Here is an 18,317-nt window from a genome sequence, read left to right on the forward strand (position 1 = left end):
TTTCCATGATGGACCTGATCCTGATCGGCATCGGCACCGGCAATCCCGATCATGTGACGCTCGAGGGGCGGCGCGCCATGGCCGAGGCCGACCTGATCCTCGTGCCGCGCAAGGGGGAGGACAAGGCGGACCTTGCCGGTTTGCGGCTGGCGATCCTGGCGGAGGCCGCCCCGCATGTGCCGGTGGCCGAGTTCGACCTTCCGGTGCGGGATGCGGCGCACCCCGACTACCGGCAGGCCGTCGAGGATTGGCACGATGCGATCGCGCTGGCGTGGGCTCAGGCGGCGGGACAGGCGGCCCGGGTGGCGCTCCTGATCTGGGGGGACCCGTCCCTCTATGATTCGAGCCTGCGGATCGCGGCCCGGCTGCAGCCCGCGCCGCGCGTGCGTGTCGTTCCCGGCATCACCGCGATCCAGGCGCTCTGCGCCGCCCACGCCATTCCCCTGAACGAGGTGGGGGCGCCGGTCCTCATCACCACCGGGCGCCGGCTGCGCGAGGGCGGCTGGCCCGAAGGGGTCGATCGCCTCGCCGTCATGCTCGACGGAGAGACGAGCTTTCGCCACCTGCCGCCCGACGGGGTGCGCATCTGGTGGGGCGCCTTTCTGGGAATGACGGAGCAGATCCTCGAGGCGGGCCCTCTTGCGGAGGCAGGCCCGCGCATCGTTGCCACCCGCGCGGCGGCTCGCGCGCGGCACGGCTGGATCATGGACATCTACCTTCTGGCACGAGGCGAAAGCGGCTGAGGGGCCGCCTCCGCCGAAGGTCGGAGCGAACCAGACCGGTTCTGGCGCGTTTTACCCGCAGAAGAAGCCCCTGCGGGCACAAGAAGGAGAACCGCGATGTTTCCCGTCCCGAGACTGACCTACGAGGCCCTGGGCCTGGTCATGCCCCAGCCGGTGCTGGAATTCTGGTATTCGCCGCTTCCGACCGGCTGCTCGCTTTGATCCCGGACCCTGGCCGCTGATGGAGTAAAACCGTCGCCCTGTCAGCGGGTTGCCAGCATCTCTTGAGGTATTCTGCGAACAAGGCCCCGGAACGTCCTCGGCCACGAACGCCGCGGAAGTATCGCTCCGTCAGCGGGTTGCCAGCGCCTCTTGAAGGATGCGGCGAACAAGATCGCCCGGAACGTCCTCGGCCACGAACGCCGCGCCGATGCCACGGGCCAGGATGAATCGCAGCTTGCCGTCCACCACCTTCTTGTCCTGCGCCATCAGCCGCAGCAGGCCCTCGGCATCCGGCAGATCGCCGGGAATGTCGCGCAGATCGACCTTCATGCCCATGGCGCGAAGATGCGCGCGCAGGCGGCTCGGCGCTTCCTGGGGGCAGAGGCCCATATGCTGGCTGAGTTCGAAGGCCAGCGCGCAGCCGATCGCCACGCCTTCGCCGTGCAGCAGCCGGTCGGAATAGCCGGTGGCCTTCTCCAGCGCATGGCAGAAGGTGTGGCCGAGGTTCAGCAGCGCGCGGTCGCCCTCTTCGGTCTCGTCGCGCGCCACGATCTCGGCCTTCATCTCGACCGAGCGGCGCACGGCGCGCTGCCGCGCCTCGGGATCGGAGGCGAGACGCGGGGCCGCCCCTTCCAGCCATTCGAAGAAATCGGCGTCCCCCAGCAGGCCGTATTTCACCACCTCGCCGTAGCCGGCCAGGAAATCCCGCGCGGGCAACGTCTCGAGCACGCCGATGTCGGCCAGCACCAGCGAGGGCTGGTGGAAGGCGCCGACGAGGTTCTTGCCCTGCGCGGTGTTGATCCCGGTCTTGCCGCCGACGGAACTGTCCACCTGCGCCAGCAGCGTCGTCGGCACCTGGACGAAGCGCACGCCGCGCCGCAGGACCGCCGCCGCAAAGCCCGCCAGATCGCCGATCACCCCGCCGCCGAGCGCCACGACCACATCGCGCCGCTCGACCTTCTCTTCCAGCAGCCACTCCACGGCGCGCGAGAACTGCTCCCAGCCCTTGGTGGCCTCGCCCGCGGGCAACGCCAGCGCCGAGGAGGCGATGCCCGCCTCGGCCAGGGCCGCCTGGAACGGCGCGAGATGCAGGCCCGCCACCGTCTCGTCGGTGAGGATCGCCAGTTTCGGCCGGCGCAGGAGGGGCGCGATCTCGGCGCCCGCCCGCGCGATCAGGCCGGGGCCGATCCGCACCTCATAGGCGCGCGCGCCCAGCTCCACCCGCACCGCATCGACCGTCATCCGTCCGTCTCCAGTACATCGGGGCGCGTGGCCAGCGCCTCGCGCACCCGCACCGCCATCTGTTCCACCGTTCCCTCGCCGCTTTCCACCACGAGGTCCGCCTGCGCATAGACCGGATCGCGCGCCTCGAGAAGCGCCCGCAGCGTCTCGCGCGGGTTGGGCGTGCGCAGGAGCGGCCGGGTCGCCTTGTGCCGCACCCGCTGCCAGAGCACCTCGAGATCGGCCTTGAGCCAGACCGACACCCCCTGCTCGCGGATCATCCGGCGGTTGGCTTCGGACATGAAGGCCCCGCCCCCGGTCGAGAGCACGCACGGCGTGCCCTTCAGGAGCCGCGAGAGCACCTGGCTCTCCTTCTCGCGGAAGAAGGGCTCGCCGTCGCGGGCGAAGATCTCGGCGATGGTGCGGTTGGCGGCGCGCTCGATCTCCTCGTCCGAATCGAGGAAGGGCACGGCCAGCGCCCGCGCGAGCGCCGTGCCCACCGCGGTCTTGCCCGCGCCCATCATCCCCACCATCACAACCGTCTTCTTCAGCCGCGCCATGAACTCCTGGCCGTCCCCGTCCCTCAGCCGGCGCACTTCCGCCCCGGACATCAACTTTGTTGCCTGAATGGCGTGAAGTCGGGTGAAATGCCATATATATTCGACGCGAACGATCTCCGGGGCGGTGAAGCATCATCCATGCCTCCGGGGCAACAATAGCCGGGGCAGAACGAGGGTCGGAAACAGGCATGTGGCGCATCTTGAAGGTCTTGCTGGTGCTCGTGGTTGCGGGGTTGATCGGGTTGACGGGCTACGCCTATCTCGCCGATCTCTCGCCGCCGCAGACGGATGTGACCAAGCCGGTGATGCTGAATGCCCAATGACGCAACGGCCGGCCCGATCCGTGCCGGTGCGCGACGCGGGGCCGCGGCCGTCTGCGCGCTGATCGGCCTTTCGGCCGGCGCCGCGGCGCAGGAGCCGCTGTCCGCGATCGACTGGCTGTCGCGCTCGGTGGCGGCGCCGGTCAAGGTCGCGCCCCCTTCGGACGAGCCGGGGATCACCAAGGGCGCGCTGCCGGCCGAGGTGGCGGTCACGCCGCTGGACGGGCCCTCGCCCGATGCGGCGGGCCTTCTGCCGCCGGCGGTGACGGGGTTGCCGCACGCGCTCTGGGGGATGGGGCGGACGACCGACATCGCCAACCGGATCGCCATCGCACCCACGGGCACCCTGCCCGCGCTGCAGTCGCTCCTGACCACGATCCTGCTGGCCGAGGCTCAGCCGCCCGCCGATTCCGAGGGCAAGGGGCGGCTTCTGCTGGCGCGGGTGGACAAGCTGCTGGCGATCGGAGCGCTGGAGGCGGCCACGAGCCTGATCGATGCGGCCAGCGACAACGGGGCCGAGATCTTCCGGCGCAAGTTCGATATCGCGCTTCTGACCGGGGAAGAGGACACCTCCTGCGCCGAATTGCAGAAGTCGCCCGATCTGGCCCCCACCTTCCCCGCGCGGATCTTCTGCCTGGCCCGCTCCGGCGACTGGAACGCCGCCGCCCTGACGCTGCGCACGGCGCAGGCGCTGGGATATGTGGACGATGCGCAGGATGCGCTGCTCTCGCGGTTCCTTGATCCCGACCTTTACGAGGATGAGGGCCCGCTCACGCATCCCGCGCGCGTCACGCCGCTCGACTGGCGTCTGCTCGAAGCGGTGGGCGAGACGCTGCCCACCCAGTCGCTGCCGATCGCCTTCGCCCATGCCGAGCTGCGCGAGACCGCCGGCTGGAAGGCCCAGATCGAGGCGGCCGAGCGGCTGTCGCGGTCGGGCGCGCTGGAGCCGAACCTGCTGCTCGGCCTCTATACCGCGCGCAAGGCCGCGGCCTCGGGCGGGGTCTGGGACCGGGTGCGCGCCTTTCAGGCGCTTGATGAGGCGCTGACGGCGGGCGATGCGGCGGCGGCCGGTCCCGCTCTGCTGCTGGCCTATGAGCGGATGTCGGAAGTCGAACTCGAGGTGACGCTGGCCCGGCTTCTCGCCGGTCGGCTGGAGGGGCTGGCGCTGCCGCCCGAGGCGGATGCCCTGGCCTTCCGGGTCGGCCTGCTCTCGCCCGACGCCGAGGCCGTCGCCCGCGCCCGCAAGCCCAGGGATGCGGCCGAGGGCTTTCTTGTGGCGCTGGCCGCGGGCGATCCGGCGCGCGCCGCCGCGCCGATGGACCTGATGGGCCGCGCGGTCGCGGCGGGCTTCGGCACGGCCGGACCCTCCGAGACGGCGAAGGACTATCTGGATCAGGACCGCCCCGGAGAGGCGTTGCTGCTCGCCCTCGAAGAGGTGACGCGGGGCATGGACGGCGACACCACGGGCGTCGCGCAGGGCCTCGCGCTCCTTCGCACGCTCGGGCTCGAGAAGGTCGCGCGGCGCACCGCGCTCGAACTGATGCTGCTGGAGCGACGCGGCTGATGGCGCCTGCGGGGATGGAGCGGTGGATCTCGGCCTTCCTCGAGGCGCAGGCGGCCGAGCTGGATGCCGCGCGCAACACGCGCCTGGCCTACGGGCGCGATCTGAAGGACTTTGCCGGCTGGCTCGCGCGCCGGTCCGAGGAGTTCGCCACTGCCGACCGCGCGGCGGTCGAGGCCTACCTCGTCTTCTGCGAGGCGCAGGGCCTGTCGCCCGCCACCCGCGCGCGGCGGCTCTCGTCGATCCGGCAGCTGTACCGCTTTGCCCATGAAGAGGGATGGCGCGCCGACAACCCCGCCATCCGCCTCCGCGGGCCGGGGCGCGCCCGCCGCTTGCCGAAGACGCTCGAGATCGAGGAGGTGGACCGGCTGCTGGACGCCGCCCGGGACAAGGGGCGGCGCGCGGCCGATCAGGTCCGCAACCGCTGCCTGCTTGAACTGCTCTACGCCACGGGGATGCGGGTGTCGGAGATGGTGGGCCTGCCGGTCGCGGCGGCGCGGGGCAATCCGCAGATGATCCTCGTGCGCGGCAAGGGCGGCAAGGAGCGGATGGTGCCACTCTCTCCGCCCGCACGCGAGGCGCTGGCGGACTGGCTGCGGGTGCGCGACGAGGCCGAGGCCGCGGGGCAGAAGGCGGGGCGCGTCCCCTCGCGCTTCCTGTTTCCGGGTTCCGGTGCCGCGGGCCATCTGACGCGCGAATATTTCTACGTCCTGATCAAGCAGATCGCGGTGCTGGCGGGAGTCGATCCCTCGAAGGTCACGCCCCACACGCTGCGCCACGCCTTCGCCACGCATCTGCTGGCGGGAGGGGCCGACCTGCGGGTGATCCAGACCCTGCTCGGTCATGCCGACCTCTCCACCACCGAGATCTACACCCATGTGCTCGACGAGCATCTGAAGGACCTCGTGCTCAGGCACCATCCGCTTGCACGCGAATGAGGGCCGTCCGCCCGATCAAACGAACCGGCGCCGATGAGGCTGCCGGCCGCTGCCGATCGCAGTCAAGCCCCGCCAAGCGGGCGCCTGCACGTCGGGCCTGCGCAAGAAGGCTTGTCGGGCGGCACCGCCCGCTCCACATTAGGCGCCTGCCGTTCCCGAAGGATTGTAACCCGTCATGAACCTCTCGAACCTTGATCCGGCAACGCTGCTTACGGCCGTTGCCATTCTGGGTCTTCTTGTGCTGTCCGCCTTCTTCTCCGGTTCGGAGACGGCCCTCACCGCCTCGTCGCGCGCGAAGCTCCGCGCGAAGGCCGACAAGGGCTCGCGCGGGGCCGAGCGGGCGTTCGAGATCACCGGAGACAACGAGCGGATGATCGGCGCGTTGCTTCTGGGCAACAACGTGGTGAACATCCTGTCAGCCTCGCTGGCGACGGCGCTGCTGACCCGGCTGTTCGGGGATGGCGGTGTGGCGGTGGCGACGCTGGTCATGACGCTGCTGGTGCTGATCTTCGGCGAGGTGCTGCCCAAGACGCTGGCCATCAGCCGACCCGAGAGCTTTGCCTCGGTGGTGGCGCCGATCATCCGGGTGCTGATCGTCCTGTTCTCGCCCATCGTGGCGGTGGTGCGGGTGCTGGTGCGGGGCCTTCTGCGGCTCGTGGGTGTGCGGATCGATCCGGGCGACCACATGCTCGCGATCCGGGACGAGATCGCCGGGGCCATTGCGCTCGGCCATTCGCAGGGTGCGGTGGAAAAGGAGGACCGCGACCGGCTGCTGGGCGCGCTCGACCTGTCGGAACGGACGGTCGAGGAGATCATGCGCCACCGCAGCCAGATCGAGATGATCGACGCCGACAAGCCCGCGGCCGAGGTCATCGCGCAGGTGCTCTCCTCGCCCCACACGCGGATCCCGCTCTATCGGGGCGATCACGAGAACATCCTCGGGATCATCCACGCCAAGGATCTGCTGCGCGAAGTGTCGCGGCTGATGCGGACGGGCAGCACCGGAGCACTGGACGAACTCGACATCCTTTCGGTGGCGATGAAACCCTACTTCGTGCCCGAGACGACGCCCCTCGACGAGCAGATGCGCCAGTTCCTGAAGCGGCACACGCATTTCGCGCTGGTGGTGGATGAATATGGCGCGCTCAAGGGCCTGATCACGCTGGAAGACATCATCGAAGAGATCGTGGGCGAGATCAACGACGAGTTCGACGTGGCCCTCGAGATGACGCTGAAGCGGTCCGATACGGGCGACTATCTGGTGGACGGTTCCATGACGATCCGCGACCTGAACCGGATGATGGACTGGCAACTGCCCGACGAGGAGGCCAACACCGTCGCCGGCCTCGTGATCCACGAGGCGCAGATGATCCCGAACGAGGGGCAGGCCTTCAGCTTCCACGGCTTCCGCTTCGAGGTGCTGACCAAGCGCGACAACCGGATCATGAAGCTGAAGGTCCGCCCGCTCGACGCTCAGCCGATCAGCGGGCGCGACCGGCCGTAGGTCTCGTCATAGTGCCGCCGCAGCCGCTGGAGCGCGATGCGGAGCACGATCTTGCCCGAGCGCGCGGACCAGCCCATCCGCCGCTCGGCCGCCTCGAGCCCCTCGAGAAAGCAGCAGCAGCGCAGAACCATGTCGCCGAGGCCGGGCCCGAGGTCGCGCAGCGCCGCCGCCACCCGCTCGCGCGCCTGACGCGGACCCTCGGCGCCGCCCGAGTCGCTGCGAAAGCTGCCCCGGTCGGCGCCGGTCAGGAAGCGGTCCCAGTTCTGCGCGACGCGCGGGCCCATCTGTGCCAGCTCGAAATCCTCGCGCAGCCGTTCGGCCGCCTCGACCAGTTCGGCCGCGAGAAAGGGCTGCCCGTCCTTGTCCCGCCGCCGCCCGAGCACGGCCACGGGGCTTTCGGCGGCGTTGTAGCGGACACGGCGCGGGCCGTCCTCGTCGCGGATCTCGCGCTCGGCCCAGTCGCGGTGCTGGGCGGCGAAGGGCTGCGCCGCCTCGGCCAGTCCACCGCCGCGTCCCGCCTCGTCGCACTCGACCAGGCGCCTCAGTGCGGCGCGGCCCGTGGCGGTGATCTCGTAGGTGGCGATCCGGCCGGGCTTGCGGCAGGTGATCCAGTCCTTGAGCGCGAAGGCCTGCGCCACGGCCCGGTCCATCACGGCGGTGCGGGCCGTGCTCCCGTCGGGCAGCGAGCGCAGGACCGCCGCCTTCTCCATGTCGGGCGCCACCGCGAGAACGGTCTGCGGTTCGGCCAGGCGGCGCAGGATGCGTCGGGCCTCGCGCGCGATGGTCGTCTCGTCAAGCAGCGCCGGCCGGAGCGCAGGCGAGGCTTCGGGGCGGATCGGTGCCGTCATGTCGGGTCTGTCCTTTCTGGCTGGGAAGGCTCCGCGCCCCAGAGATCGCCCGAACGCTGCCAGCGCCTCGTCCACCAGAGGATCGTCGCGCCGGTTCTCGCAGCGGCGCACATGGCGCATCACCGTCGAGGCGTGACAGCCCTCGCGGCGCGCCAGCGCGCGCAGCGAAAGGCCTTCCTCGGTGTGATCGAGATAGAGCCGCACCGGCTCGGGAAGCCAGGCGGGCAGCGTCGGTGACAAGCGAAGATCGGTCTGCATCATTCCATCCCGTGGCGCCGGCGTGATGGCAGTATCCGGCCTTGGACTTTTGCAACCGTCAGGGGCATTGGTTACCTGTTCGTTAACAACTGCGGTGTTGTTGATAATTCTTTCTAATTCCTAAACATTCGAGAAACCTCCGCACGCTGAATCGGTCGCGGGCGCAACGCAGAGTTGCACTGACTCAATCTGTCGATCCCCCGACAGAGACAGAGGAGAATCCCATGACCGAAATCCGCAGCCTCCTTGCCGAGATCCGCCGTCCCCGACTCCTGATGCGCGCCGCGCGGCTGGGTCTGGCGGACTACCGGCGCGAGCGCGACCTGCGCCGACTGGTCGAGGACCAGCGACCCGAACGGGCGGTGACGGCGCTCTTGCAGGAGGAGCGGAGGCTCGAGGCGCGTCGGCAGGCGGGGGACGCCACCTACTCGGTCACCCATCATGTCGAGGTTCTGATTGCGCTGATCGCCGAGGCGCGGCTGATCCAGCCCCTGCCCTGACGGTCCGCGCGACGCCGGGCAGCCATGGCGCCGTCCCGGACTGATGGTGCGCGCCCGCGAGGCTGCGGGCGGCGCAGAACAGGCCAGTTCGGGCGGCGCCCGGCCTCTGACCGCGAGAAGGGCGCGGACGGAAGTGCCCCGTCCGCGTCCGTGGGCGGGCTAGTGCCCGTGACGGGTCAGCCAGTCCTTCATGAAGGCGATCTCGGCCTCCTGCGCCTGGATGACCTCTTCGGCGAGCTTGCGCACCTCCGGGTCCGACCCGTGCTCGAGCGCGACCCGCGCCATGGCCACCGCGCCTTCGTGGTGCGGGATCATCGAGCGCATGAAGTCCACATCCGCATCGCCCGTCAGCGGGACACTCATGGCCTCGTGCATCGCCCGGTTCGCCTCTTCATAGGCCAGGCTGGAGCCCGACCCGGCCGACGGGCCGTGGGCGGAATGGTCCATCTGGGCGAAGGCCGGTCCGGCGGCAACAAGGGCGATCAGGATCAGTGAGCGCATGGAATCCTCCTTGTGAAGGATCCGATGAACCCGTCTTCCCCCGCAGGAACGCAAGTCACGAGCCCGTGACCCGAAGGGCCGGTTCGGAGGCAGCGCAAGCACAGGCCGCACAAGAGCGCGGCGTTCTGTGCATGGATGCGGGGGTTCCGGGCGGTCCGGCCCTTCACCATCGCGACCGTGCGCCTTATCTTTTTCCTCATGCGACCCCAGATCCCCGACACTCAGATCCTCGGCACCGCCATGCCCCGTCCTGCCGGCCGCCGCCCGGTCGTGGGCATCATCGGCAACTCCTCGCTCCTGAACGAGAGCTACCCCGTTCATGCCGGGGGGACGATGAACAGCGAGGCGGTGGCGCTCGTGTCGGGCTGTCTTCCGCTGATCATCCCGACAGACCCGAACTTCGTGACGGTCGAGGAGCTGCTGGATCTGTGCGACGGCTTCCTGCTGACGGGGGCGCGGCCGAACGTGCATCCTTCGGAATATGGCGAGGACGAGACGCCCGCCCACGGGCTGTTCGAGCGGGCGCGCGACGCGATCACCCTGCCGCTGGTGCGGGCCTGCGTCGAGCGTGGCCAGCCGTTCCTCGGCATCTGCCGCGGGTTTCAGGAGGTGAATGTGGCGATGGGCGGCACCCTGCATCCCGAGATCCGCGACCTGCCCGGCCGGATGAACCACCGGATGCCCCCGGACGGCACGATCGAGGAGAAATTCGCGCTGCGCCATCCGGTGCGCTTCACGGCCGGGGGAGTTTTTCACCGGCTGATGGGCGCGAAGGAGGTCATGACCAACACGCTCCACGGCCAGGGGATCGCGCGGCCGGGGCGCAGGATCGTGATCGACGGCACCGCCCCCGACGGGACGCCCGAGGCGATCTATGTCGAGGGCGCGCCGGGCTTCACCCTCTCGGTGCAATGGCACCCGGAATGGAATGCCGCGGCGGATCCGGTCTCGCGCCCGCTGTTCAGCGCGTTCGGGGACGCCGTCCGCGCATGGGCCGACTGCCGTTCCCCGGCCCGCCTGAGCGCCTGAGCCCGCAGCGGATCAGAGATATTCCGGCTCGGGCGCGTAGCCCGCGGGCACCCTGGCCGAGCGGCGCACCTTCAAGAGCCCGTTGATGTAGGAAATCTCGGGCGCGCGGTTCGGATCGCGCGCGGCGATGAGCGCCACGGCCCGCGAGAGGATCGCATCGGCCGGCTGCGCCACCGTGGTGAGGCGGTAGGCGGGCCAGGCCGCGGTGCGGATGCCGTCGAATCCGACGATCGACAGATCGTCCGGCACCCGGACGGCAAGATCGCGGGCGGCGTCGATCGCGCCACAGGCCATCAGGTCGCTGACGGCAAAGATGGCGTCGCAGCGCGGCTCCGCGGACAGCAGCTCGCGCGCGGCCTGATAGGCGGCCTCGAAGCGGAAATCGCCGTTCACTTCGGCCACCTCGCGCACCCCCGCTTCGGCGAGGGCCGCGCGAAAGCCGGTCAGTCGGTCGCGGTTCACGATCGAATCGGCGCGCCCCGAGATGATCGCGATGCGCCGGTGGCCGCCGGCCAGCAGGAAGCGGCCCAGCTCGTGCCCGCCCGCCTCGTTGTGGCACAGGACCGACGAGGCCGAGCCGTCGTGCACGACCCGGTTGATCAGCACGACCGGAATGCCGTGCAGCCGGCAGGCGGTCAGCGACTTCGCGTTCGTACGGACGGAGGCGATGACGATGCAGCCCTCCAGCCGGTAGCGCGCCATCGCCGGAACCACATCGGCCAGCTCGCCGTCCTGCGGCACCTGGAACAGCATGAGCTGCGTGCCGGCGGCGGCCGAGATCCGCGCGACCTTCTCGATATGCTCCTGGTAGAACGGGTTCTCCATCTCGCCGATGACGAAGCCGATCACCCCGCTGCGGGCGGTGACGAGGCTGCTGGCCATCGCGTTCGGCTCGTAGCCGATCTCGTGGGCGATCTTCAGGATCCGCTTGCGCGTGCCCTCCGAGATGCTGGGATGCCCGGAGAGCGCGCGGGACACGGTGGATTTCGACACTCCTGCGATCTCGGCGATCCGTCCGGCCGAAGGGCCTCCCACGACTTTCATGCCGTCCGCTTCCTCTTACTGCATTTCTACCCCGTCCTTCGGCCCGCATAGCTTTCGACAGGTCACGGTTCAACTGATCCCTTGCCCGGCTCCGGCCGGCAGCTCATGGGACGGCGCCCTTGCGGAAGCGCCTCGCCTCGCGGTGATAGCCCGGATCCTCGTGACAGGCTTGCGAGGCGAGACGATGATAGATGCCCACCAGCCCGTCCGGCGAGGGCGGCGCGGGATCGAGCGCCACCTTGCAGAGCGCAAGCGCCGTGGCGCTCCGCTGGGCCAGTTCCTGCGCGAAGGCCATCGTGCGCTCCTGCAGCTCTGCCGGCGGATGAACGGCGTTGGCCAGACCCCGCAGATGGGCCTCCTCGGCACCGATGCGGCGCCCGGTCATCGCCCATTCCTTCGCGATGCCAAGGCCCACGATCTGCGGCAGGCGCTGCAACCCGCCCGAGCCGGGGATCGTGCCCAGCCGGATCTCGGGCAGCGAGAACTGCACGTCATCGGCCACGAGGCGCATGTCGCAGGCCAGCGCCATCTCGAAGCCGCCGCCCGCGACATGGCCCTGCAGGCTGGCGATCACCGGCTTGGCGCAGGTGGCGATCCGCGTCTTGGTCGAGAAGTCGAGGCGGATGTAGGCCTGCGCCTCGCGCCCCTTCATGACGCCCACCTCGCGCAGGTCGGAGCCCGAGCAGAAGGCCCGCCCCGCGCCGCGCAGCACAAGGACGCGCACCTCGTCGCAGGCTTCCAACTCGTCGATGGCCCGCTGGATCTCGCGGTGGGTGGCCGGGTTGCAGGCGTTCAGCACCTCCGGCCGGTTCAGCGTGAGGGTTCCGACCGCCCCCTCGCGGGCGATCCGGACGAACTGATGATCGCTCATGCCGGGCGCCTCCGGATCAGGGTGATGTGCTCGCCCTCCTGCAGGACCTCGTCCTTCTGGTTCATCAGGCGGCACCATTCATGGATGATCCCCATGCCGGGCTTGCTGCCGCTTTCGCGCTTCGAGGTGAGCCTCCAGCGCACCCGGACCGTATCGCCGATGAAGATCGGCCTCCGGAAGCTCCAGTTCGTCCAGCCGAGCGAGGCGACGCCCGTGCCCTGCGTGTAGTTCGTGCGCCACATCAGCCCCTGCGCGATGGACAGACCCAGCAGCCCGTGGCCGATCCGCGTGCCGAATTCGGTGTTGCGGCAGAATTCCTCGTCGGTGTGGACCTGGCTGTAGTCGCCGGTCAGACCCGAAAAGGCCATCAGGTCGGATTCGGTGATCGTCCGCCCGGGGCTCAGGCGCTCGACCTCTTCCGAGAAATCCTCGAACCAGCAGCCGAGCACCACGGGTTCGAAATGGCCGGTCACGCTCATGCCTGCGCCTCCTCTCTGGTCTCATGCGGCACGACAAGGGCCTGCGCCAGACCCCTGAGCGCCGTGGTGAAGATCGCGACGGTGGACAGGCACAGCACCTGCACCCCGCGGTTCTCGCGCCAGAATCGCGCGTCCTCGGCGTCGCGGATGAAGCTCGAGACCACGGGTCCACCCACGGCTTCGGTGTCGCGGATGACGCCCTCGATGGCGGCGGCGACCTCGGGATGGCCCGGCTGGCCGGGGTGGCCCAGCGAGGCCGAGAGGTCCGCCGGCCCGATGAAGATCGAATCCACCCCATCCACGCCCGCGATGGCCGAGACCTCGGACAGGGCCTCGGCATCCTCGATCTGCAGGATCACGCAGGTCCGCTGCAGGCTCTGCGGCAGGTGATCGGCCACGCTCACGTTGCCGTGACGCCCCGCGCGAGCGGTGGTGGCCAGCCCCCGCACCCCGCGACCGGGGTAGTGCGAGAAGCGCACGATCTCCTCGGCCTCGGCGGCGGTGGTGACATGGGGCACCACGATCCCCTCGGCGCCCGCATCGAGCGCGCGCTGGATCAGCCAGCGCGAGCCCCACGGCACGCGGACGAGCGCCGCGATGCCGCTCGCCTCGGCGGCGCGGATCTGGTTCTCGAGCGTCTCGGCATCCGCGGGCCCGTGCTCCTGATCGAGGATCACGAAGTCGAAGCCCGCATAGCCGCACATCTCGGCGAGGGTGGGCGAGGCCGCCATCACGAAACAGCCCACGAGCGGTTCCTTGCCGCGCAGTCTCTGCTTGAAGGGTCGCGTCACGTCTTTTCCTTTTCTTCGGTCGTCCAGAGATCGGCGAGGCCCATTGGGGCGTCGCGGAAGCAGATGTCGGGCATGGGGATCAGGTCGCTGGCCACGCGCACCTCGGCGCCGATCTGGTCCAGCACGTCACGGCGCGGATCGAGCCCCTCGCGGATCTCGGTGAGCACGAGCCCCTCGGGGCGGAGGCGGAACACCGCCTTCTCGGTGATGTAGAGGATGTTCTGCCCCTCGCGCAGGGCGCGCGGGCCGCTGAAGGTGATCTGCTCGACCCGCGGCACGAACTTGCGCCGGCCCCGGTCGCCGAGGCGGATGCAGAACACCACATCCCGCGTGCCCTGCGTCATGTCGATGAAGCCGCCCGCGCCGGGGATGCGGTCGCCGAAGCGGCTGACGTTCACGTTGCCCTGCCCGTCCACCTCGCCCACGCCGAGGAAGGCCCGGTCGAGCCCGCCGCCCGCGAAGAAGCGCAGTTGGTCGGCCGCGTCGATGATCGCTTCGGGGTTGTGGGCGCAGGGGAAGGTGCGCCCGCCGCAGGCATAGCCGTTGATCCCGCCGATCACCCCATGCTCGACCGAGAAGGTCACGCGGTCGAAGACGCCCTCCTCGACGGCGATGGCGGGTATGAAGCCCGGCGCGCCGAAGCCGATGGCCAGCGTCTCGCCCGGCCGCGCCTCCAGGAGCGCGCGCCGCAGGATGACCTTGTCGGCCGACATCGGCGGGATCGGCACCGCCTCGAGCGGCAGGCGGGCAGCACCCACCAGCGTCGGGTCGAACTCCACATGGGTCGTCTGCCGCTGGCCGGGGCTGAGCACGACGGCATCGACAAGGATGCCGGGAACCCGGACGAGATGCGGATCGAGCGCGCCGCGCGGGGCGAGGCGCTTGACCTGCACGACGACGCGTCCGCCGTTCGCCTTCGCCGCCTGCGCAAGGGCCAGCGCGCCGCAGTTGGCCGGCTCCTCCTCCATCGTGACGTTGCCGCAGGGATCGGCGGTCGTGCCGCGGATGAAGGCCACGTCGATCGGCACCGTCCGGTAGAAGAGCATCGGCCGCCCGCCCACCGTCACCCGCTCGACGGCCGGCTCGCGCGCGGCGGCCTCGTTCAGGGCCCCGCCCGACTGCAACGGATCGACGAAGGTATCGAGCCCCACCTCGGTCAAGAGGCCCGGCCGGCCCGCCGCCGCCGCCTCGAGCAGGCCATACATGACCCCGATCGAGAAGTTCCACGCGGCCATCCGGTTCTCGTGGATCTGCCGGACCAGCGCGGGCGTGCCGGCGGGCCAGAACGAGCCGCCATACATGCGGCTCACGAAACCCTCGGCGCCAAAGAGGCTCGTGCCGCGCCCGTCGATCTCGCCGCAGCGGATGGCGTGGAACTCGGTCAGGCGGCCCGGCTCGCCCGTTTCGCGAAAGCGGCGGGCGAGCGTCTCGATCAGCAGGTCGGGCTCCTGCACCCCACCCGCCCCGCCGACGCCGAGCGTGGAGCCCGGGCGGACCATCGCGATGGCCCGCTCGGCCGGCATCACCTTGTCGCCCTGATCCCCGGCAGCGATCATCCCTGGGTCCCGTGGCTGCGAATGATCTCGAGCAGCGGCTCGACGCCGAGGCCGGTGGCCACCTCATCCTGCACGGCGCGCAGCTTCTGCGCGAAAGGCGCGGTATCGACCTCGGTCACCGTCACGCCGGGCCGCTCGCGCAGGAAGGCCAGCACCTCGTCGCTCAGCCGGATCGCCTCGTCGATCTCGATATGCCCCGCCTCGCGGAACGCCTGCAGAACCGCCGCCTGCTGACCCTCGGACAGCCGCGACATCGCAATGTCCGAGACGAGGAAGAGATGCAGGTTGAACTGGTGCTGGGTCAGCGAGATGTAGGGGGCGACCTCGTAATACTTGCTTCCCGAGATGGCCGGCAGGCTGCTTTCGGCGGCATCGACCACGCCGGTCTGCAGCGACGTGTAGATCTCGGGCGCCGGGATCGTGGTGGGCAGCGTGCCCAGCTCGCTCCAGACCTTGAACTCGGTCGGAGAGGACATGACGCGCATCTTGACGCCCGAGAGATCCTCGATCGTCTCGACCGCCCGGCTGCGGCTGTAGTAGTTGCGCGTGCCGGTCAGGCCGATCCCGGCCAGCTGGAAGCCCGCCTGCTTTTCGGCGATGATCTGCGCCAGCGCCTCGAAGAACGCATCGTCCTTGATGACGGCGCGGGCATGGTCATAGCTTTCAAAGAGATAGCTCGCGCTGAACAGCTGCACCTCGGGCACGATGCCGGCCGCGTTCCCGGGCGAGAGCACCATCGCATCGACCGTGCCATCGGCCAGCGCCTTGATCAGCTCCTTCTCGCTGCCAAGCGCGCCGCCCGGATAGAGCTGCACGCTCACCGCGCCGCCGGTCGCATCCGGCAGGGTCTTCTCGACATGTTCCAGCGCGGACTGGGCCGCAACCTTGGCCGGTGTGGCGAAGGCCTCCTCGCTGGCCACCCGCAGGGTTGTCCCGGCGAGGGCCACGCCCGGCAGGGCCAGAAGCAGCCCGGTCGCGGCGCCCGTGATGGTTCGACGCAGGATTTTCATGTCAGTCTCCTCCCTTGGCTGGTCAATGCGCGCGGATGGTGGCGAGCAGGTCCGTCACGCCCAGCTCGGCCGCCACCTCGTCCTGAAGCTCCACCAGACGGTTCGCGAAGGCCTTGGTGTCGGCCTCGGTGACGGTCACGCCGGGTTGGGCGCGCAGCTCCTCGAGCATCGTCTCGCTGAGGTCTGCCGTCGCATCGATGTGCCGGTTCCCGGTCTCGCGCAGCAGGCCGAGCAGCACCTGCCGATGCTCCTCGGGCACGCGTTGAAGCGAGGCGTCGTTCAGGAAATAGAGATGCGTGCTGATCTGGTGATTGGTCAGCGTGATGTAGGGCGCCACCTCGTAATACTTGTTCGACATGATGAAGGGGATCGAGCTTTCCGAGGCATCGACCACGCCGGTCTGCAGCGACAGGTAGATCTCGGTCGAGGGGATGGCGGTCGGGATCAGGCCCAGCGTCTGCCAGATGCGGAACTCGATCGGGCTGGACTGGACACGCATCTTCAACCCGGCCGCCTCCTCGGGTGTCGCCACCGGACGGGTGCGGTTGTAGAGGTTGCGCGAGCCCGTCGCCCCCAGCCCCACCAGCCGGTAGCCCGCGTTGCGGGCCGCCTGAAGCTCGGCCAGCCGGTCGAAAAAGGCGGGATCGTTGGCCACCGCGCGGTAATGGTCGAAGTCGCGGAACAGGTAGCTCGTGCTGAAGAGCCCCGCCTCCGGCAGGGTCGAGGCGGCGTTCGAGCCGGAATTCGGCAGGATGTCGATCACCCCGGTCTCCAGCGACTGGACAAGCTGCGCCTCGGCGCCGAGCGCGCCGCCCCAGTAGATCTCGAGCGTCACCTCGCCGTTCGTCCGGCTCTCGAGTTCCGACTGCAGCCATTCGAAGGCGATCTGGTCGCCCACCCGCGGCGGGTCGCTGCGCACCGCGTTCGAGGCGAGCTTCAGCACCACCTGCGCCTGCGCCATCCCGATGGGCGCAAGCGCCAGCATCAGGGCGGTCGCGCAGAGCTTCCATGTCTTCATCGTTCTTCCTCCCGTGTGATGCGACGCCCCCTCCCCGGAGCGCCGGTCGTCTTCGGTTGCGGCGCTACTGCGGCATCCCCATGAACTGCGGCACCAGAAGTCGGGGCAGGAACAGCACCAGATCGGGCAGCAGCACGCAGATCACGTCGACGACCAGGAACAGGCCGATCCAGGGCAGCACCGCCACGAACGAGCGTTCGACCGAGATGCCGCCGATCCTGGCCGCGACGAACAGGCAGAGGCCGTAGGGCGGCGTGATCAGCCCCAGCGCCAGCGTCATGCAGACGATCACCCCCACATGCACCGGATCGAGCCCCGCCGCCGCGGCGATGGGCTGCACGATGGGCAGGAAGATGATGATCGAGGCCACGCCGCTCTCGAAGGTGCCGACGATGACGAAGAGCACCATGATGAACATGAGCACCATCGAGGGCGAGGGATCGAGGTAGGCCACCATCCGCGAAACCTCGTTCGGCACCTGCAGGAAGGCCAGCACCCATGCAAAGACGCTGCCGGTGGCCACGCAGAGCAGCGTGGGCCCCAGATGGACCGCAGCCCCGTGGAACGAGTCGATCAGGCCGCGCAGCTTCAGCGTCCGGTAGAAGATCCCCAGCAGCAGCGTGTAGATGACGGCGACGGCAGCGGCCTCGGTCGCGGTGAAGATGCCGCCGATGATGCCTCCGATGATGACCACCGTGACGCCGAAGGGCAGCACGCCCCGCTGCGCCGCCCGGCCCAGCCGGGCGAGCGAGAAGGGCTGGCCGACCGGATGGTTCTGGCGGATCGCGAGCAGGTGGCAGAAGGTGATCTGCGTGACACCGATCAGGAGCCCCGGAAGGGCGCCGGCCAGAAAGAGCGCGCCGATCGAGACATCACCCACCGCGCCATAGACCACCATGAAGATGCTCGGCGGGATGATGATGCCGATGGTGGACGAGGCCGCGGTCACGGCCACGGCAAAGGCGCGGGGATAGCCCTCGCGGATCATCGCCGGGATCAGCACCGACCCCATCCCCGCCACATCCGCCACCGACGAGCCGGAAAGGCCCGCGAACAACATGCTGACGGCGACATTGACCTTGGCCAGCGCCCCGCGCGTCCGGCCGAACATCGCCCCGGCCAGCTCCAGCATCCGCGCCGAGATGCCGGCGCTGTTCATAAGCAGGCCCACGAGCAGGAAGAAGGGCACCGCCAGCATCACGAAGCTGTCGAGCGACTGGTAGGCGCGCTGCGCGAAGATCGAGAGCGGCAGGTCGGCCCAGACGATGACCAGAAGCGAGGACATTCCAAGCGCATAGGCCACCGGCACGCCGAAGAGCAGAAACACCACGAGGCTGCCGAAAACGAGGGTAATCGGGTCCAAG

19 protein-coding genes are annotated in these 18,317 nt (G+C 69.5%); 7 read left to right on the forward strand and 12 right to left on the reverse strand.

The features are described from left to right. Nucleotides 1-5 precede the first annotated feature (5 nt). Complete coding sequence (cobF, locus tag LV780_RS06890; protein WP_108220184.1) at nt 6-743, forward strand: precorrin-6A synthase (deacetylating); 738 nt, start codon at nt 6-8, stop codon at nt 741-743. A gap of 330 nt (nt 744-1,073) precedes the next feature. Here cobF and aroB read toward each other — a convergent pair whose 3' ends face one another. Together aroB and LV780_RS06900 are read right to left on the reverse strand one after the other, a co-directional pair. After that, the gene (gene aroB / locus LV780_RS06895; RefSeq protein WP_108220185.1) at nt 1,074-2,186 is read right to left on the reverse strand and encodes a 3-dehydroquinate synthase; all 1,113 of its coding nucleotides are present in this window, start codon (nt 2,184-2,186) and stop codon (nt 1,074-1,076) included. Then, complete coding sequence (locus LV780_RS06900) at nt 2,183-2,725, reverse strand: shikimate kinase (protein WP_181318456.1); 543 nt, start codon at nt 2,723-2,725, stop codon at nt 2,183-2,185. The genes aroB and LV780_RS06900 overlap by 4 nt, the downstream gene beginning before the upstream one ends. A gap of 188 nt (nt 2,726-2,913) precedes the next feature. Here LV780_RS06900 and LV780_RS21930 point away from each other — a divergent pair, with 188 nt between their 5' ends. The 4 genes from LV780_RS21930 to LV780_RS06915 all read left to right on the forward strand — a co-directional run bounded on the left by LV780_RS21930 (nt 2,914) and on the right by LV780_RS06915 (nt 7,048). After that, the gene (locus LV780_RS21930) at nt 2,914-3,048 is read left to right on the forward strand and encodes a hypothetical protein (RefSeq protein WP_085996564.1); all 135 of its coding nucleotides are present in this window, start codon (nt 2,914-2,916) and stop codon (nt 3,046-3,048) included. After that, entirely contained in the window at nt 3,038-4,609 is a 1,572-nt protein-coding gene (locus tag LV780_RS06905; RefSeq protein WP_108220187.1) for a hypothetical protein, read from the forward strand. The genes LV780_RS21930 and LV780_RS06905 overlap by 11 nt, the downstream gene beginning before the upstream one ends. Beyond that, entirely contained in the window at nt 4,609-5,544 is a 936-nt protein-coding gene (locus tag LV780_RS06910) for a site-specific tyrosine recombinase XerD (protein WP_181318444.1), read from the forward strand. Before LV780_RS06905 ends, LV780_RS06910 begins: the two co-directional genes overlap by 1 nt. A 175-nt stretch (nt 5,545-5,719) precedes the next feature. Continuing rightward, complete coding sequence (locus LV780_RS06915) at nt 5,720-7,048, forward strand: HlyC/CorC family transporter (protein WP_101342130.1); 1,329 nt, start codon at nt 5,720-5,722, stop codon at nt 7,046-7,048. Here LV780_RS06915 and LV780_RS06920 read toward each other — a convergent pair. Further along, on the reverse strand, nt 7,018-8,154 hold the full coding sequence (locus LV780_RS06920; protein ID WP_108220292.1) for a DUF6456 domain-containing protein: 1,137 nt from the start codon (nt 8,152-8,154) through the stop codon (nt 7,018-7,020). The two genes, LV780_RS06915 and LV780_RS06920, sit on opposite strands and share 31 nt — an antisense overlap. A 224-nt stretch (nt 8,155-8,378) precedes the next feature. Between LV780_RS06920 and LV780_RS06925 the strand changes: the two genes are divergently transcribed. Beyond that, nucleotides 8,379-8,654 carry a DUF6477 family protein gene (locus tag LV780_RS06925; protein ID WP_011908558.1) on the forward strand — a complete coding sequence of 92 codons (276 nt, stop codon included), beginning with the start codon at nt 8,379-8,381 and terminating at the stop codon, nt 8,652-8,654. Nucleotides 8,655-8,813: 159 nt separating this feature from the next. On the opposite strand, the gene copM is transcribed toward LV780_RS06925, so the two are convergent. Further along, nucleotides 8,814-9,155, reverse strand: a complete 342-nt coding sequence (gene copM / locus LV780_RS06930; RefSeq protein WP_108220188.1) for a CopM family metallochaperone — start codon at nt 9,153-9,155, stop codon at nt 8,814-8,816. A gap of 240 nt (nt 9,156-9,395) precedes the next feature. Here copM and LV780_RS06935 point away from each other — a divergent pair, with 240 nt between their 5' ends. Beyond that, nucleotides 9,396-10,184: a gamma-glutamyl-gamma-aminobutyrate hydrolase family protein gene (locus LV780_RS06935; RefSeq protein WP_181318445.1), complete on the forward strand. Its 789-nt coding sequence runs from the start codon at nt 9,396-9,398 to the stop codon at nt 10,182-10,184. Between the two features lie 12 nt (nt 10,185-10,196). On the opposite strand, the gene LV780_RS06940 is transcribed toward LV780_RS06935, so the two are convergent. The 8 genes from LV780_RS06940 to LV780_RS06975 form a co-directional block, all read right to left on the reverse strand. Beyond that, entirely contained in the window at nt 10,197-11,228 is a 1,032-nt protein-coding gene (locus tag LV780_RS06940; RefSeq protein ID WP_108220189.1) for a LacI family DNA-binding transcriptional regulator, read from the reverse strand. Nucleotides 11,229-11,331: 103 nt separating this feature from the next. Then, nucleotides 11,332-12,099 (reverse strand): enoyl-CoA hydratase/isomerase family protein, encoded by a 768-nt coding sequence (locus LV780_RS06945; RefSeq protein WP_181318446.1) that lies wholly within the window; start codon nt 12,097-12,099, stop codon nt 11,332-11,334. After that, nucleotides 12,096-12,578: a MaoC/PaaZ C-terminal domain-containing protein gene (locus LV780_RS06950; RefSeq protein ID WP_108220191.1), complete on the reverse strand. Its 483-nt coding sequence runs from the start codon at nt 12,576-12,578 to the stop codon at nt 12,096-12,098. Before LV780_RS06950 ends, LV780_RS06945 begins: the two co-directional genes overlap by 4 nt. After that, complete coding sequence (locus tag LV780_RS06955; RefSeq protein ID WP_108220192.1) at nt 12,575-13,369, reverse strand: HpcH/HpaI aldolase family protein; 795 nt, start codon at nt 13,367-13,369, stop codon at nt 12,575-12,577. The genes LV780_RS06950 and LV780_RS06955 overlap by 4 nt, the downstream gene beginning before the upstream one ends. Continuing rightward, nucleotides 13,366-14,925: a CoA-transferase gene (locus LV780_RS06960; protein WP_108220193.1), complete on the reverse strand. Its 1,560-nt coding sequence runs from the start codon at nt 14,923-14,925 to the stop codon at nt 13,366-13,368. Before LV780_RS06960 ends, LV780_RS06955 begins: the two co-directional genes overlap by 4 nt. Then, complete coding sequence (locus tag LV780_RS06965) at nt 14,922-15,935, reverse strand: TRAP transporter substrate-binding protein (protein WP_108220194.1); 1,014 nt, start codon at nt 15,933-15,935, stop codon at nt 14,922-14,924. Before LV780_RS06965 ends, LV780_RS06960 begins: the two co-directional genes overlap by 4 nt. Nucleotides 15,936-15,957: 22 nt before the next feature. Then, complete coding sequence (locus LV780_RS06970) at nt 15,958-16,953, reverse strand: TRAP transporter substrate-binding protein (RefSeq protein WP_108220195.1); 996 nt, start codon at nt 16,951-16,953, stop codon at nt 15,958-15,960. A 64-nt stretch (nt 16,954-17,017) separates the two neighbouring features. After that, complete coding sequence (locus LV780_RS06975; protein ID WP_011908568.1) at nt 17,018-18,316, reverse strand: TRAP transporter large permease; 1,299 nt, start codon at nt 18,314-18,316, stop codon at nt 17,018-17,020. Between the last annotated feature and the right edge of the window lies 1 nt (nt 18,317).

It is taken from the genome of Cereibacter azotoformans, assembly GCF_021391315.1.
GTDB lineage: Bacteria > Pseudomonadota > Alphaproteobacteria > Rhodobacterales > Rhodobacteraceae > Cereibacter_A > Cereibacter_A azotoformans.

Excerpts from the sequence above, each read along its gene's own strand:
- LV780_RS06920 (WP_108220292.1), bottom strand. The coding sequence starts at position 8,154 with ATGCAGACCGATCTTCGCTTGTCACCGACGCTGCCCGCCTGGCTTCCC.
- LV780_RS06915 (WP_101342130.1), top strand. The coding sequence starts at position 5,720 with ATGAACCTCTCGAACCTTGATCCGGCAACGCTGCTTACGGCCGTTGCC.
- LV780_RS06960 (WP_108220193.1), bottom strand. The coding sequence starts at position 14,925 with ATGATCGCTGCCGGGGATCAGGGCGACAAGGTGATGCCGGCCGAGCGG.
- LV780_RS06900 (WP_181318456.1), bottom strand. The coding sequence starts at position 2,725 with ATGGCGCGGCTGAAGAAGACGGTTGTGATGGTGGGGATGATGGGCGCG.
- LV780_RS06950 (WP_108220191.1), bottom strand. The coding sequence starts at position 12,578 with ATGAGCGTGACCGGCCATTTCGAACCCGTGGTGCTCGGCTGCTGGTTC.
- LV780_RS06970 (WP_108220195.1), bottom strand. The coding sequence starts at position 16,953 with ATGAAGACATGGAAGCTCTGCGCGACCGCCCTGATGCTGGCGCTTGCG.
- LV780_RS06905 (WP_108220187.1), top strand. The coding sequence starts at position 3,038 with ATGCCCAATGACGCAACGGCCGGCCCGATCCGTGCCGGTGCGCGACGC.
- LV780_RS06935 (WP_181318445.1), top strand. The coding sequence starts at position 9,396 with ATGCCCCGTCCTGCCGGCCGCCGCCCGGTCGTGGGCATCATCGGCAAC.
- copM (WP_108220188.1), bottom strand. The coding sequence starts at position 9,155 with ATGCGCTCACTGATCCTGATCGCCCTTGTTGCCGCCGGACCGGCCTTC.
- cobF (WP_108220184.1), top strand. The coding sequence starts at position 6 with ATGATGGACCTGATCCTGATCGGCATCGGCACCGGCAATCCCGATCAT.
- aroB (WP_108220185.1), bottom strand. The coding sequence starts at position 2,186 with ATGACGGTCGATGCGGTGCGGGTGGAGCTGGGCGCGCGCGCCTATGAG.
- LV780_RS06965 (WP_108220194.1), bottom strand. The coding sequence starts at position 15,935 with ATGAAAATCCTGCGTCGAACCATCACGGGCGCCGCGACCGGGCTGCTT.
- LV780_RS21930 (WP_085996564.1), top strand. The coding sequence starts at position 2,914 with ATGTGGCGCATCTTGAAGGTCTTGCTGGTGCTCGTGGTTGCGGGGTTG.
- LV780_RS06940 (WP_108220189.1), bottom strand. The coding sequence starts at position 11,228 with ATGAAAGTCGTGGGAGGCCCTTCGGCCGGACGGATCGCCGAGATCGCA.
- LV780_RS06945 (WP_181318446.1), bottom strand. The coding sequence starts at position 12,099 with ATGAGCGATCATCAGTTCGTCCGGATCGCCCGCGAGGGGGCGGTCGGA.
- LV780_RS06910 (WP_181318444.1), top strand. The coding sequence starts at position 4,609 with ATGGCGCCTGCGGGGATGGAGCGGTGGATCTCGGCCTTCCTCGAGGCG.
- LV780_RS06925 (WP_011908558.1), top strand. The coding sequence starts at position 8,379 with ATGACCGAAATCCGCAGCCTCCTTGCCGAGATCCGCCGTCCCCGACTC.